The sequence below is a fragment of the Natrinema limicola JCM 13563 genome, assembly GCF_000337475.1.
GTDB lineage: Archaea > Halobacteriota > Halobacteria > Halobacteriales > Natrialbaceae > Natrinema > Natrinema limicola.
Genome location: NZ_AOIT01000010.1, coordinates 227,237 through 241,705 on the forward strand (window position 1 = coordinate 227,237; position 14,469 = coordinate 241,705).

Consider the following 14,469-nt stretch of genomic DNA (forward strand, 5'->3'; position numbering starts at 1 on the left):
GGTCTGCCTCTCGAGCAGTCGCGGTGCGTTCGCGTCTCGAGGTGAACCGACACCCTATGATACGGACTACTGTCAGTCATTTCCGGTGCAACCGCGACCCGCACTGCGGTCCCACCGGGACATCGGTACAGCAGACCGTATGAGGCGATACTGGTTTTACGAGTCGACGTAATTGTGGTTCTATGAGCACGCCACAGGAGGACGTCCAACACGAGAACGCCGGACAAGACGTGATCGCCGTCGACGCCGACGACAACCCACTCGAGCTTGTCAACCGGCTGGACGCCCATACGGGCGACGGAATCCGCCATCGCGCGTTTACCTCGCTGGTCTTCGACGGCGAGGGCAACATCTTACTCGCCCAGCGAGCGCCGGAGAAACGCCTCTGGGGAACCTACTGGGACGGCACCGTCGCCTCCCATCCCGTCGAGGGCCAGAGCCAGGAGGAAGCGACCCGACAGCGACTCGAGGAAGAGCTCGGAATCACGCCCGACCAGTACGATGACCTGCGGCTGACCGATCGCTTCGAGTACAAACGCTACTTCGAAAACGAGGGCGTCGAACACGAGGTCTGTGCCGTGTTGCAGCTGACACTGACTGATCGCAGCCTCGAGCCTGACGAGGACGAGGTCGCCGGGCTGATGTGGGTTCCCTACGAACGACTCCACTCGCATCCGGAGTGGTACCGACAGCTTCGACTCTGTCCGTGGTTCGAGATCGCCATGCGCCGGGACGTCCGGTAGGTATCGTCAGTCGGTCGCGCGCTTGCGATCGTACCGATCGGCTTGATCGTCCCCGACATAGGTCTCGAAACGCCGTGGCTCTGCAGCGACTGCTGGTGTGGACCGGTGAAAACACGAACACGCTGCAACTATGGGGTACGGTAACAAGGCTTATTACGTTCCTGTTCGTAGCGTTGTCTGAGGACCGACGAAACAGGTCCCGTGTGACGAAATGAGCTCCTCACCACCGGAAACCGAGACGTACGAAGTCACGCTCTCCAGAGACGAGCAATGGGTCGCCCATCACGCCCTTTCGAACCGCCTCGACGCCGCGCTCGATGCCGACGAGACCCCACCCGAATGGACACTCGAGGTACTCGAGACGATCGAAGCCGACGGCGACACGGAGCGGCTCACCGGGTCGCAAGCCGACCGGCTCTATGACACGCTGGCGACGTACGTCGACCGTGAGGAGACGCCACCAAGGGACGTCAGCGACGCCACGACCGTGCTTGCACGACTCGAGGACGTTCGCAACGCCTGAGACGGACCGGCTCGCCTTCCGCCACTCGTTTTTTGCGGTGCCGATCGCACAGCACAGACGAGTCGCTATCGATACTGAACAGCAGTCACTCAGGGGCGGGTCGTCGCCCAGACGGCCGTAATCGCAAGCAAAACGGCTGGTGCAAGCGGCAGAATCAGCAACGCGAATCGGTATCCCTCTCCACCGGGTGGGACCAGATAGATCGCGACTGGAGCGATGACAAATGCAAAGACGATAACGCCGACGAGAAGCCAGCCGCGCCAGTCGAACTCCCGGTCGACCGAATCGGGGTGGGTCGGATCGAGACTCCCGCCCCCGCCGGCCGGCTCCTCGGTCCCCTCTTCGCCGTTTGCGTCGAACGCCGCTGGATCGTGGACGTAGCCGCCGTCGTCGCTCGAGGTCACTATCGGACGTATCGAGCGCGTCGTGAAAGCCCTCACGGTTCCGGCACCCGGGCGTGGCCGACCCGTGATCGGTTACAGCTCGCTGTCCGGTCGGACGACGACCTTGCCGAACCCTTCTCGGTTCTCGATGATCTCGTGGGCGCGGGCGGTCTCGCTCATCGGCAGTACCTCGCGGATCGCGGGCTCGAAGGTACCGTCCCAGACGAGTTCCAGCACGTCGTCGACCTGGTCGGGCGTAGCCATCGTCGAGCCGATGATCTCGAGTTGGTTCCAGAAGATGCGCGGAATGTCCGTCTCGGGGTTGCCGCCGCCGGTGCCACCGCAGGTGACGAGTCGGCCGCCCTTGGTCAGGCTCTTCAGCGAGTCTTGCCAGGTGGGCGCGCCGACGTGTTCGACGACGACGTCGACCCCGCGGCCGCCGGTCTCCGAGAGCACCCAGTCGGCGAAGTTCTCCTCTTCGTAGTTACAGACGTGGTCCGCGCCGTGTTCTTCGGCGTACTCGAGCTTTTCCTCGGTGCTGCCGGTCGCGTACACCTCTGCGCCCGCGTAGTCGGCGATCTGGAGGGCAGCGTGGCCGACCCCGCCGCTGGCTCCGAGGACGAGGACCGATTCGCCGGCTTTGAGCTCAGCACGCTCGATGAGCATTCGCCAGGCGGTCTGGAAGACCAGCGAGGCCGAGCCGGCAACCTCCCAGTCGACGTGCTCGGGGACGGGGATCAGGTTGTCCTCGGGGACCGCGGCGTACTCGGAGTGGACGCCGGTGACGTGCTCGCCGATGATATGGAAGCCCGGGTCGAGCGTCGGGTCGTCCATCCGGAGATCACCGACACCGGCCGAGAGTGCGACGTGATCGCCTTCCTCGAACCGGGTGACGTCCTCACCGACTTCTTCGACGACGCCGGCCCCGTCACTGCCCGGGATGTGTGGCATCTCGAGGTCGATTCCCGGCATGCCACGGCGGGTCCAGATGTCCAGATGGTTGAGCGCGGCCGCCTTGATGTCGACCAGTACCTCGTCCCGGTCGATCTCCGGGTCTGGATACTCGCCGTATTCGATGACATCCCTGTCGCCGTGTTCCGTGATCTTGACGGCTTGCATAGTGCTCCCAACGAACAGGCTATATAAAATGGTGGTGGAAGAGGCAAGCACGTCGAACCAGGGTACGTCAATTGACGAAACACCGGTGGTTGCGATTGAACCGATCCGATCGTCGACTGACGGATGTGTGCGACTGGGGACCGTTTTTCCCGTCAGCGCCCCAACCACGACCTATGAGTGACTCGACGGACGAGCCCGATGTGGTCGGCGCGGCTGTCGTCACGGTCTCGTCGGACTCCTCGCTCGAGGAGGACGATGCGGGCGAGGCGATCGTGGCAGCCTTTGAGACGGCAGGCCACGAGATCGTGACGCGGGAACTGATCCAGCGAGACCACGACAACGTTCAGTCGAAAGTGTCGCGGCTCGTCGACCGCGACGATGCGGACATCGTCGTCACAACCGGTGGCACGGGTGTCGAACCGCAGGATGCGACCCTCGAGGCGGTTCGGCCGTTGCTCGACAAAGACCTCCCGGCGTTTCTCGATCTCTTTCATGCCCTCTCCTACGACGAGCGGGGGACCGGAATCGTCTCGAGTCGTGCTTTGGGCGGTATCTCCGATGGGGTCCCGATCTTCTGTCTTCCTAATGACAGCGATGCCGTGCGGATCGCCTGTGAGTCGATCATCGTCCCCGAGGCACGGCGACTTGCAACGCTCGCGGGCGGGACCGACACCGACGAGGAGTGACCGTTACGATGCTATCATAGCCGCTGCCCGTCGGTGCGCACTTGGCTGCGAGAGCTGTGCGAGAGTGGTGTCTCATGCCTTTCAATTGCTACTATAGGGTCGAGGCACTACGGGGAGAACATGGAAAAACAGGCGCTTCGCGAACGCGTGTGGGACGACCTCGAGGAAAGTGGCGTCGCCCGCTTCCCGTTTCCACCCCACGGCCGGATTCCGAACGTCGCCGGAGCGAGCGAGGCCGCCGACCGGCTGGCCGCACAGCCTGAGTGGGAGTCGGCGACGACGATCAAGGCCAATCCCGACGCGCCACAACTCCCCGTGAGACGGCGCGCGTTGCGCGATGGAAAGACGGTCTACATGGCGGTTCCCCGGCTTCGCGACGAGAAGTGTTTCCTGAAACTCGATCCCGCCGATCTCGAGGACTACGACGCGGCGACGACCGTCTCTGGTTCGTCGACACACGGCGAGCAGCTCGGCCCGGACGAGATCGATCGCGTCGACCTGATCGTCTCCGGTAGCGTCGCGGTCACAGAGGACGGCGGTCGAATCGGCAAGGGCGAGGGATACAGCGACCTCGAGTACGCCGTTCTCCGGGAACTCGAGTTGGTCGACGAGACGACGCCGGTTGCGACGACGGTCCACGACCGGCAGGTCATCGACGAGGCCATCACGTTCGCGGCCCACGACGTCGCGATGGATCTCGTCGTCACGCCCGAGCGGGTGATACGACCCGAGGGCAGCGACCAGCCGGCCGGGCTCGACTGGGACCTGCTCGATGACGAGCGGCGCGACGAAATTCCGGTGCTACGGCGACTCGAAGAGGACGCGATGGACGCTCGAGACCCGTAACTCACTGTCGGGGTGTACGATTGGGAGACGCCGGTCGACACCTTCTTGAGCGAGACCGCGTCTCGAGTACTAAAACCGCAGGGTGTGACGCGAGCCGGTGGGGCGGGCCCGCGCCAGCAAGAATCGATTGGCAGTGGTGGGGAAGGGTGCTGTGGTGGGGTTGCTGGAAGTCGCGGGAACAGGTGGTGGGTGCCATCGGTGGGGTCTGCCCGTCGACCTCCACACACGGCTACCAGCGACTCCCACTTGAACGGGGGTGATGGTATACCGATCTTACGCCGAGTTCCGCCGAATTCAACTCGGATTTAGACTGGCTCTCTCGGCTTCGAGAACGTTTATACGCGGTAAATCTGAATTCGACCCAGAAACGGAGAGATGGTCGTGTCGGTCGTGTCTGTGCGTCGTCAGCACAGGGTGGTGGGCGTTAGTCGATCAGTTCGTCGGCGACGACGCTCGCGTCCATCAGTTGTGGATCGATTGCGATGTCGAGTTGTCCCTTGATGAACTCCGGGATCGTGTCGCGAGCGTAGACGACGGTTCGAAGCTCGTCGTTGAGATCGCAGGCGATCGGGATCGTCGTCGCCTGGCCGACATCGGTCAGGACGTACAACTCGGCCGCGACGATGCCTGCCTCCTCGAGTTGAGGTCGCGTGATGACGCCGTCGAGACGGGTCACGTCGACACCCGCAGCCTCGAGCGCCGCGCCGATCCCGTCGTCGTCGGGGCCGGCGACGATCGCAGTCGTGCTCATTCGTACTCGATGGTCGCGGGCGGTTTGTGGGTCACGTCGTAGACGACGCGGGCGACGTTGTCGTTCTGGCCGGTGATCCGGGACTGGATCCGCTGGAGCGTGTCCCAGTCGATCTCCTGGGCGCGGGCGGTCATGCCGTCGCGGGAGTCGACCGAGCGCACGGAGACGACCCAGCCGTGGACGCGGTTGTCGCCTTTGACACCCGTCGCCTTGCCGATAACGGCCGCGAGCGCCTGCCAGGGCTCGTACTCCTCGAGTTCCTCCTCGACGACGTGACAGGCGTGGCGGGCGACCTCGAGTTTCTCCTCGGTGACTTCGCCGATGACGCGCACGGCGAGGCCGGGGCCGGGGAACGGCATCCGCTCGGCGACGATCTCGTCGAGTCCGAGGTGGCGGGCGACCTCGCGGACCTCATCCTTGTAGAGGTCGCGGACGGGTTCGACGATGCCCTCGAAGTCGACGACCTCGGGGAGGCCGCCGACGTTGTGGTGGGACTTGATGCCGCCTTCGCTCTCGATGCGGTCGGGGTAGATCGTCCCCTGAACGAGGTAGTCGGCGTCGGCGTCTTTGGCTTCACGTTCGAACTCGCGGATGAACTGCTCGCCGATGATCTCGCGTTTCTCCTCGGGGTCGGTGACGCCCGCAAGGGCCTCGAGGAATCGGTCTTTCGCGTCGACGATCCGCAGCGATTCCATGTAGTCGAACGTCTCACGGATCTGCTCAGTCTCGCCTTTCCGCATCAAGCCGGTATCGACGTAGACCGGGGTGAGCTGGTCGCCGATGGACTCGTAAGCCAGTGCGGCGGCGACCGAGGAGTCGACACCGCCCGAGAGGGCGATGACGGCGTTTTCGTCGCCGATTTCGTCTTCGATCTCTGCAACTGCGTCCGGAACGAACGTCTCAGTGTCTACCATCAGTGGGTTACCTCTGTTTCAGTGTCGGTGTCAGTCTCTGCCTCGTCGGCCTCGCTCTCATTGGACTGCTCGAGGACGGCCTCGACCAGTCCGACGAAGGGCGGGCTCGGCTGTCCGGGGCGGGACGTGTACTCGGGGTGGAACTGCGTGCCGAGGAAGAACGGGTGGTCCTCGTGCTCTAAGATCTCCATCCGGTTGCCCGCCGTGCCCGAGAACGTCAGCGGCTCGTCTTCGAACTGATCGAAGTATTCGGGATTGACTTCGTAGCGGTGGCGGTGGCGCTCGGTACAGGAGGTGTCATCGTAGAGGTCGTAGGCCAGCGTCTCGGGTTCGATCACAGTCGTGTGTTCGCCGAGTCGCATCGTGCCGCCCATGTCTTCGACCTCATACTGTTCGGGCAGGATGTCGATGACCGGATGGGGCGTATCCTCGACCATCTCTGCCGAGTGGGCGTCTTCGAGTCCAAGCACGTGTCGGGCGTACTCGACGACGGCCATCTGGAAGCCAAGACAGAGTCCCAAGAACGGCACGTCGTTCTCGCGGGCGTAGCGAACGGCTTCGATCTTGCCCTCGGAGCCACGCATCCCGAAGCCACCGGGGACGATGACGCCGTCGACGTCGGTGAGTTGGCCGTCGTGACCGTCGGCCATCTCGTCGGCCGACACCCAGTGGACGTTCACGTCGGCACCGAGTTCGAAGCCGGCGTGTTTGAGCGACTCGTGAATCGACATGTACGCGTCCTCTAAGTCGTACTTGCCGACCAGCGCGACGTCGACTTCGTCCTCTTTGTCGGTCGTGACGATCTCACGCCATCCGTTTGCGCGCTCGCCTTCCGGCAGCGCCTCGTCGGCGAGCCCGAAGTGCTCTAAGACGTACTGATCCAGGCCTTCCTCCTCGACCATCAGCGGGACGTGATAGACGTCCTCGACGTCCGGGTTCGAGAACACCGCCTCAGTCGGGATGTCACAGAACAGCGCGATCTTCTCTTTGGTCTCGGGGTCGAGTCGATCCTCACAGCGGCCGACGATGATGTCGGGCTGGAGGCCGATCGAGCGGACCTCCTTGACGCTGTGCTGGGTCGGCTTGGTCTTTTGCTCGCCGTTTTTCGAGTACGGGACGAGCGTAACGTGGGTAAAGAGGACGTTCTCCTCGGGTTCCTCGTGGGCGAACTGGCGAAGCGCCTCGAGGTAGGGCATCCCCTCGATGTCGCCGACCGTGCCACCGACTTCGATAATACAGACGTCGGTGCCTTCGGCGGCTTCGCGGATGCGTCGTTTGATGTCGTCGGTAATGTGAGGGATGATCTGGACCGTCTTCCCGAGATAGTCGCCGGCACGCTCTTTTTCGATGACGTGCTGGTAGGTCTTCCCGGTGGTGATGTTGTGGTCCGAGGTCATGTCGATATCGAGGAACCGTTCGTAGTTCCCCAAGTCGAGGTCGACCTCGCCTCCGTCCTCTAAGACGTAGACTTCCCCGTGCTGATAGGGGTTCATCGTTCCCGCGTCGACGTTCAGGTATGGGTCGATCTTCACCGCGGTGACGTCGAACCCGGCGTTTTTGAGGAGTCGGCCGGTGCTCGCGGCTGTAATCCCCTTTCCGAGTCCCGACATGACGCCGCCGGTGACGAAGATGAACTTGTTCCCCAGCGAGGGGTCATAATGAGTGTCCGATTCCGTCGGCATACCGAGTGTGAGCGCGACCGCTTGAAAACGATTTCGGGAGCGAACCGCCACCGACAGAGGTTATCATCCCTCGCCGGTGGTGCTCCCAGACGACGGCTTGCGCTTCGCAGTCGGCGACGACTCCGACCAATCAGCGCCACGTGGGCTTTCGTGGCCGTCGCTGCCTATGCGTGCTCGTCCTGAATTTCGACGATCTCGGTGTTCGCGATCGTCTCGCTGTCGCCTGCAGTCCGAATCTGAATCGTGTGGCCGGGCAGGGCCGACTCGTCTTCCTCGAGCGAGTCGTCTGGGACCGAGACGGCGGTGACGCCGTCGATCGCGAGAGTCCGGCGCTGAATCGGATCGCCCTCGTACTCGACCGTGTCCCACGTCTCGACGTCGAGGTCGTCCATCTCCGCGCCGAAGTAGTCCTCCGCGTCCGGGTTCACCGCGTCTTCGGTCTGGGACTCGCCGGTCGTCCGGTTGTCGTCGAACTGCACCTCCTCGTGTTTGTACTGGCGAAGCTGTGCGAGCATATTCGAACTAGACTGACTCCCGCGGGTAACGCTTCTCGGGGCAGGTGCCGGGTGGGAACTCGCGGTTGGTGCGTCCGCACACGGTGGTCTCGAGAGATGGGTCGAAGTACACCCCGTTCGTTGGGCCGCTATGACCGATCTCCGAGTCATCGTCGACGGCTGCGAACTCGAGGCAAACTGGACCGACGACGCACCCGAAACGAAAGCAGCGCTTGCGGACGCACTGCCCGTCGCGGGCGAGGCCACGCGCTGGGGTGACGAACTCTACTTCGACGTGCCGATCGATGTGCCAGCGGAAAACGCCCGCGCGGTCGTTCCCGAGGGTGCGATCGCCTACTGGCCGACCGGGAACGTCCTCTGTCTGTTCTGGGGGCCGACGCCAGCTAGCGAGGACGACGAGCCACGGGCCACCTCACCCGTGAATATCATTGCGCGCGTGACCGATACCAGGCCGCTTGCGGACATGGAGGGTGGAGCGCGGGTTCGCCTCGAGCGGACGGACGACTGAGCGGGTAGCGTGACGACTGAACCGAGGCCGAAATGTGAGCAAAAAACGGAACGCGGCGGACAGTCGCTTACTTGCCCCAGAATGGGTCTCGGCTGCGCTGCTTGTCGAGGTACATGTTCAGCGCCTCGAGTTCGTCGCCGGGGATCTCGCTTGCGAGTTCCTGTTCTAAGATCTTCGCGTGTTTTTCGGGAATCTCGATCCAGAGCTCGTCGCCTTCCTCTATCTGGCGGCCGACGGTCGGGCCGTCGATGGCAACCGAGACGCGATTGCCCGCACGGGCCTCGTCGACGTCTTCGCCCTGTTCCTGAATCCCCTTGACCTGGCCGACGCGATTTGGCTCGTTGTTCTCGAACTTGACGACGTTCGCGTTGTTCTGGATCGTCCCCGAATTGACCTCGACGCCGACGACCGCGGGGTCGTTCTGGCGGAAGGTATGGTCGAGCAGAATCCGGAACCGGGCGGGTCGCGTGATGTTCTCGAGAATGGTGTCCTGCTGGGCTTGCTCGATCCCCTCGACGTACTCCTCGTACTCTTCGATCAACTGGTAGATGACTTCGTCGGTGAAGATCGTCACGTCCTCGATCTCCGCGCGCTGTTCGGCGTCGTCGAGGACGTCGACGTTGAATCCGAGAATGGCCTTCTGTTTGCCGTCCTCGGCCGTCGAGGCGACCGAGACGTCTCGTGGGGCGACGTCGCCGACCTCCGCGCGAACGATCGGTACCTCCGCCTCATCTAAGGCGTCGGCCATCGCCTCGAGGCTGCCGAGCGTGTCGGCTTTGACGACGACACCTTCCTCGGCGGTGTCGACGGCGATATCGGCGAGTTCGGCCTGCACCTCGTCGATGACTTCGTCGATATCGCGGTCGCGGACGACCCGAACGGGCGCGCCAGCCATCGCGTCCGCGAGTTCGGGCGCGGCAATCTTGATCCCCGAGGCGGCCGAGACTTCGTCGACTTTCTCGAAGCGACTCTCGGTGCGGATCTCCGCGAGGGGACGGGGCTGGAGCAATGCGCGTACGTCAGTGACGATCGGTTCGTTCATCCCGCCGACGACGATCTGATCGTCCGCCCGGATCGTGCCGTCATAGAGGACCGTGTCGATCGTCGTCCCAAAGCCTTTCTCCTCTTTGACCTCGAGGACGGTGCCGACGCCGGGGCCGGCGACGTCGATCTCCATTTCCTCTTTCATGTAGCGCTGGGACAGCCCCATCATGACCGTCAGGAGGTCAGGGACCCCCTCGCCGGTCATCGCCGAGACGGGGACGACGCCGACGTTACGCTGGAAGTTCTGGACCCGCCAGTACAGATCGGCGGAGAAGCCCTCGTCCGAGAGGTTGCCGATAATCTCGTAGAGACTCTCGTCTAAGCGCTCGCGCACGCGATCGGACTGTGACTCGTAGGTGTCGTTGATCGGTGAATCTTCGTTCTCGTTCCAGCCCGGAACGGTGTCGATCTTGTTCGCCGCGACGATGAAGGGAGTCTGGGATCGTTTGAGGATGTCTAAGGCCTCGAGCGTCTGGGGCTGGAAGCCGTCGTTGACGTCGACGACGAGGATGGCGATGTCGGCCAGCGCGCCCCCACGGGATCGAAGCGTGGTAAAGGAGTGGTGCCCCGGCGTGTCAATAAAGAGGAGGCCAGGGAGGTCGAAATCGTCCGGGTCGACGAGATCGCCCGCGATCGTCGAAATGATATCCAGCGGGACGGCGGTTGCGCCGATGTGCTGGGTGATCGCGCCTGCTTCACCCTCGATGACCGCGGAGCCGCGGATCTTATCGAGGAGACTTGTCTTGCCGTGATCGACGTGTCCGAGGACGGCGACGATCGGCGTTCTGAGGGATGTGGGGTCGCGTGTATCCGTGTCCGACATGATGAACCACCCGAGAAGGTCTTACCTAAATCGTCCGTATCGCCGTAGTTAAACCCATCGTCATCGCCGTTCCGACAGTCGTGGCCGCCGCTGCTGGGCAGTTGTCCGGTGGCCAGTCGCATCGAACTCTCGCCACTCGAGTGGATCGCTGATGGCCACCCGCCTGTTCGATGGTTGATGGCTCTCTGTTGGGAGATGGCCCTGTTTCGGGCCGTCTCCATGGTTTTAATACCGATTAGTAAGTACAGGTATGCATGAGCGATATACTCGCTGAAAACCTCTCGGGGAAGTCCGTCATGGGTACCGACGGCACCGAGCTTGGATTGCTCTACAACATTACGATGGATCTCAAATCAGGAAAACTGAACGATCTCGTCATCGAGCCTGACGAGGAAATCTCTCGGCGCGCCGTCGATTTCGACCTCGACGACGCCGGTCACTTCCTCGTTCCCGTCAACCGCGTCCAAGCGGTCAAAGACTACATCGTTGTCCAGCGCTAACGGTATGTACGTTCTCGACTCCTCGGCTTTTATCCACGACTTCCATACGACAGAACAGACTGCGACGATCCCGCTCGTCCGCGAGGAACTCAAAGACGAGAGTGCCTATCGCTACGACGCGATGGAAGGCTCTGGGATGCACATCCACATTCCAAACGACGATACCACCGAGAAGGTCCAGCGTGCGGCCCGTGAGTCCGGTGATCTCGACGTCCTTTCGGAAACCGACGTTCGGCTCATCGCGGCGAGTTTCGAACTCGACGGCGTCCTCGTGACCGACGACTACGCGATGCAAAACGTCGCGGAGAAACTCAACGTCGACGTCGAAGTGATCGCCCGTGAAGGGATCGACGAACAGCGCCACTGGACGTTCCAGTGTCAGGGCTGTGGCCGCGAGTTCGACGAAGAGAAGGATCGCTGTCCGATCTGCGGGTCTGAACTGGCCCGAAAGAACCCCTCGTAGGCGCACTTACTGTTCTTAGCCGACCAGAAAGTAGAGATTGGTAAAGACGACCGCGTTGTAGATCCCGTGGACCAGCGCCGGCATCACCAGATTGTCCGTTCGCTCGTAGATCACGCCGAGAACGATCGAAAGGCCGAAGATGGTACCGAGACTTGCGATCACCGCACCTAGTCCTGCAGTGCTGTATGCAAGGACGTGAACGGCAGCGAAAATAACGCTGGCCACGACGACGGCACCGGCCCGCGAGAACGTCTCGTACAGCGACTTCTGGATCACGTTCCGATAGAGCAACTCCTCGAACGGGCCGATGACCAGAACGGCAAGCGGGATCAACACCAGCAACATTTCCGGGGCGTTCTGGGCAGTCTGGGTCGTCGCGTGGTCTGCGCTTTCGACACCGGTCGCCTGCATGGACAGCGAAATCGCGTAGAGTACCCCGAAGAGGACGACGATACCGCCGACAATCCAGACGAGATCTCGCAGCGTTGGCCGCCGAAGATCGATGAACGACAGGTCACGATCCGTTACCTTGAGAAAGGCACCGACCACAAGCACCGTCCCCAGCGCCATGCCGACCTGGCCGACGACCTGATTGGCGAGGGTCCGCTGGATCTCCGAAAACGAGTCGAGAAACGGTAACACCGGAATCGCGACTACTGGCGTCGTCAGGTAGGGGGCAAAGAGGCCAGCGAAGCCAACGCCGGTGAGTACGACCACTTGTTGTCCTCGCCGTTTCAATCCGCCCACGCCGACCCCAAGGTAGTCAGCGACGCCGACGCTGGCAGTCAATCCTGCGGTCACGAAGGCGACGAAGACGGCCGGTATCGACGACGAAAGCGCCGGGACAGATACCGGTGCTGTCGTCCCTTGATTCAAGGCATAGCCGGCGAGCAAGATGACGCCGATGCTCGAGCCGGCGGCGATCGGACCAGCGATCGTTCGCTCGATCCCACCGTGACGACGGACGAGAAATGCGAGGACAGCAGCGGCGGCGAACCCGGTGCCCGCCCAGATGACTGGGTCGGCGACACCGCGGCGAATGGGAACGAGCATCGCGACCATCGTGATTCCCGCGAGGGCGGTCCCGAGCCCGGGAACCACGCCGGACGTGAACTGACCGGCATCGTCGGTCCGTGCGGTTTCGGTCATACCGTAGTGTTCGTGCGAGGACCCATAGGCCCACCGCAACCGGACGACAGGCCGCAAGCGACCTCCGCGGTTGATTATCGTTCGACTCGCAGCTCGGTCTTGTCAGCAACCGCCTCGGCCTCTTCGAACTCCCCTCCGCCGAGCAATCCTCGCGTCGCCTTCTTGGCCCACTCGACGGCTGGCTGCTCGAAGGTGTTGACGCCGTAGAGTTCGCCCGCGAGCACACAGGCGGCTTCCAGTCCATAGAGCAAGCCGCCGAGTTCGTACTCGTCGACGTGCTCGATCTCGATGCGGACGTTCGGCCGACCGGCAGCCGCGAGACTCGCTTCTGTGGCTTCGAACTCGGCTGCGAGCAACTCGCCAAGCGTCGCATCACCCAGATACGACAGCTCCGCGACGTCGGTATCCGGAATCTGTCGGTCGGTTCCCTCCTGTGTCGTGACGAAGGTGACGAGTTTGTCGCGCGGGCCCGCGCGATAGAGTTGTAGCTGTGAGTGCTGGTCGGTGACGCCGAGCGCTCGAACCGGCGTCTGTCCGAGGTCGTCCTTGCCAAGGCTCTCGGCCCACAACTGGGCGAACCACTCGGCGGAGGTCTCGAGTGACTCCGCGTAGGGCATCATCGCGTTCACGCCCGCGCCACGTTCATCTAGCGCGTACGCGGTCGCACCGTAGGCGTAGGCCGGACACTCAAAGAGCGACCCCGTCAGTGTCTCGCGCTCGGCAGCCGCACCGGCAAGCAGCGCTTCGAGATCGTGGCCACAGACGGCCGCAGCGACCATACCAACGGCCGAAAGCGCCGAAAACCGCCCCGGTACGCCATCGGGAACCTTCAGTGCGGGGAGATCGTGGCGGTCAGCCAGCTCGCGAAGCGGCCCGGCCTCCCCAGTCGTGACGATCGTCCGCTCGGTCCAGTCGACACCTGCCGACTCGAAAGCCTCACGCACGACGAGGAAATTCGCAAGCGTCTCAGCCGTCGTCCCCGACCGCGAGACCACGTTGACCGCCGCGTTCTCGAGCGAGACGCGCTCGAGGTGGCTCGTGATCCACTCGGGGTCGACGTTGTCCAAAAAGATCGTCTCGGTCTCCGACTCGAGTGCGTTCGTGATCGTCGCTGCGCCGAGCGAACTCCCACCGATGCCGACAGTGAACAGGACATCGGCGTCGGCGATCGGCTCGACTGCTGCCCGAATTTCATCAGGATCGGTTCGCTGCGGGAGATTCAGTGCCTCGTAGCCGTGTTCTCTATTTTCCATTCCGTGCTCGATGCGCTCGTGAGCGGCTGCGACGTGGTCGTCCAGTCGCTCGAGCGACTCTCTCGAGACACCTGGCGATGCAACGGATGCAAGCGCATTACCGATATCGACGTTCATATCTCTGCACGCGCTCGCCTGGGGTAAAGACGTTCCGTGACGGAATCTGTCGAAACAGAAATCAATAGTCACGTTAGCCAGTGGCTCGGTCTTCAGCTATCGATAGTAGACACCAATCGTTAGACTGCATGCCTGCCCTTGATCGATACAGACCGAATTAATTATCGAATTACCGACAACCAAAACTGAATATTGTCCATTCATTCTGTATGGTATTCTCTCTCTTTGAACTCTCGGTTCGTAGGTCTTAAGTAGTGATCGGCGATTGTGATTATATACGAAGAAAGAGGCGGCGTGGACGACACGCGCCGTCGTCTCGGACGATTCTGGTCCGAAGGGGTTATGTACCCCTAGGGGCTTACGAATACGTCCGGAAGGAAATGAGGATCCTACCCCTGCGGTCCGCCGTATAGATGGGATCTGATGTTAGCCTTGGTAGTTCGGTGACGC

16 protein-coding genes are annotated in these 14,469 nt (G+C 62.5%); 7 read left to right on the forward strand and 9 right to left on the reverse strand.

Features of this window, described 5'->3' with window-relative positions; all coding sequences use genetic code 11:
• Positions 1–182: 182 nt before the first annotated feature.
• Entirely contained in the window at positions 183–743 is a 561-nt protein-coding gene (locus tag C476_RS01325; RefSeq protein ID WP_008009076.1) for an NUDIX hydrolase, read from the forward strand.
• 211 nt (positions 744–954) lie between these two features.
• Positions 955–1,266: a DUF7853 family protein gene (locus C476_RS01330; RefSeq protein ID WP_008009077.1), complete on the forward strand. Its 312-nt coding sequence runs from the start codon at positions 955–957 to the stop codon at positions 1,264–1,266.
• 89 nt (positions 1,267–1,355) lie between these two features.
• Here C476_RS01330 and C476_RS01335 read toward each other — a convergent pair whose 3' ends face one another.
• Both C476_RS01335 and C476_RS01340 read right to left on the reverse strand, forming a co-directional pair.
• Positions 1,356–1,670: a hypothetical protein gene (locus C476_RS01335; protein ID WP_008009079.1), complete on the reverse strand. Its 315-nt coding sequence runs from the start codon at positions 1,668–1,670 to the stop codon at positions 1,356–1,358.
• Positions 1,671–1,742: 72 nt separating this feature from the next.
• Positions 1,743–2,768, reverse strand: coding sequence for a zinc-binding dehydrogenase (locus tag C476_RS01340; protein ID WP_008009082.1), 1,026 nt, complete (start codon positions 2,766–2,768; stop codon positions 1,743–1,745).
• A gap of 173 nt (positions 2,769–2,941) precedes the next feature.
• Between C476_RS01340 and C476_RS01345 the strand changes: the two genes are divergently transcribed.
• Entirely contained in the window at positions 2,942–3,454 is a 513-nt protein-coding gene (locus C476_RS01345) for a MogA/MoaB family molybdenum cofactor biosynthesis protein (RefSeq protein WP_008009084.1), read from the forward strand.
• 120 nt (positions 3,455–3,574) lie between these two features.
• Complete coding sequence (locus C476_RS01350) at positions 3,575–4,300, forward strand: 5-formyltetrahydrofolate cyclo-ligase (protein ID WP_008009086.1); 726 nt, start codon at positions 3,575–3,577, stop codon at positions 4,298–4,300.
• Between the two features lie 424 nt (positions 4,301–4,724).
• Here C476_RS01350 and C476_RS01355 read toward each other — a convergent pair whose 3' ends face one another.
• From C476_RS01355 to C476_RS01370, 4 genes are all read right to left on the reverse strand, one after another.
• The gene (locus C476_RS01355) at positions 4,725–5,051 is read right to left on the reverse strand and encodes a DUF7126 family protein (protein ID WP_008009087.1); all 327 of its coding nucleotides are present in this window, start codon (positions 5,049–5,051) and stop codon (positions 4,725–4,727) included.
• Positions 5,048–5,965, reverse strand: a complete 918-nt coding sequence (guaA, locus tag C476_RS01360) for a glutamine-hydrolyzing GMP synthase (RefSeq protein ID WP_008009088.1) — start codon at positions 5,963–5,965, stop codon at positions 5,048–5,050. The genes C476_RS01355 and guaA overlap by 4 nt, the downstream gene beginning before the upstream one ends.
• Positions 5,965–7,647: a CTP synthase gene (locus C476_RS01365; protein ID WP_008009089.1), complete on the reverse strand. Its 1,683-nt coding sequence runs from the start codon at positions 7,645–7,647 to the stop codon at positions 5,965–5,967. The genes guaA and C476_RS01365 overlap by 1 nt, the downstream gene beginning before the upstream one ends.
• Before the next feature lie 164 nt (positions 7,648–7,811).
• Positions 7,812–8,162, reverse strand: a complete 351-nt coding sequence (locus C476_RS01370; RefSeq protein WP_008009090.1) for a hypothetical protein — start codon at positions 8,160–8,162, stop codon at positions 7,812–7,814.
• Between the two features lie 130 nt (positions 8,163–8,292).
• Between C476_RS01370 and C476_RS01375 the strand changes: the two genes are divergently transcribed.
• Positions 8,293–8,670, forward strand: a complete 378-nt coding sequence (locus tag C476_RS01375) for a cyclophilin-like family protein (protein ID WP_008009091.1) — start codon at positions 8,293–8,295, stop codon at positions 8,668–8,670.
• 67 nt (positions 8,671–8,737) lie between these two features.
• Here the strand turns inward: C476_RS01375 and infB are convergent, their stop codons facing one another.
• Positions 8,738–10,537, reverse strand: a complete 1,800-nt coding sequence (infB, locus tag C476_RS01380; protein ID WP_008009092.1) for a translation initiation factor IF-2 — start codon at positions 10,535–10,537, stop codon at positions 8,738–8,740.
• A gap of 254 nt (positions 10,538–10,791) precedes the next feature.
• Between infB and C476_RS01385 the strand changes: the two genes are divergently transcribed.
• Complete coding sequence (locus C476_RS01385; protein WP_008009093.1) at positions 10,792–11,037, forward strand: PRC-barrel domain-containing protein; 246 nt, start codon at positions 10,792–10,794, stop codon at positions 11,035–11,037.
• 4 nt (positions 11,038–11,041) lie between these two features.
• Complete coding sequence (locus tag C476_RS01390) at positions 11,042–11,500, forward strand: NOB1 family endonuclease (RefSeq protein WP_008009094.1); 459 nt, start codon at positions 11,042–11,044, stop codon at positions 11,498–11,500.
• Positions 11,501–11,515: 15 nt separating this feature from the next.
• Here the strand turns inward: C476_RS01390 and C476_RS01395 are convergent, their stop codons facing one another.
• Both C476_RS01395 and C476_RS01400 read right to left on the reverse strand, forming a co-directional pair.
• The gene (locus C476_RS01395; protein ID WP_008009095.1) at positions 11,516–12,649 is read right to left on the reverse strand and encodes a CPBP family intramembrane glutamic endopeptidase; all 1,134 of its coding nucleotides are present in this window, start codon (positions 12,647–12,649) and stop codon (positions 11,516–11,518) included.
• A gap of 74 nt (positions 12,650–12,723) precedes the next feature.
• Positions 12,724–14,019 (reverse strand): hypothetical protein, encoded by a 1,296-nt coding sequence (locus C476_RS01400; protein ID WP_008009096.1) that lies wholly within the window; start codon positions 14,017–14,019, stop codon positions 12,724–12,726.
• Between the last annotated feature and the right edge of the window lie 450 nt (positions 14,020–14,469).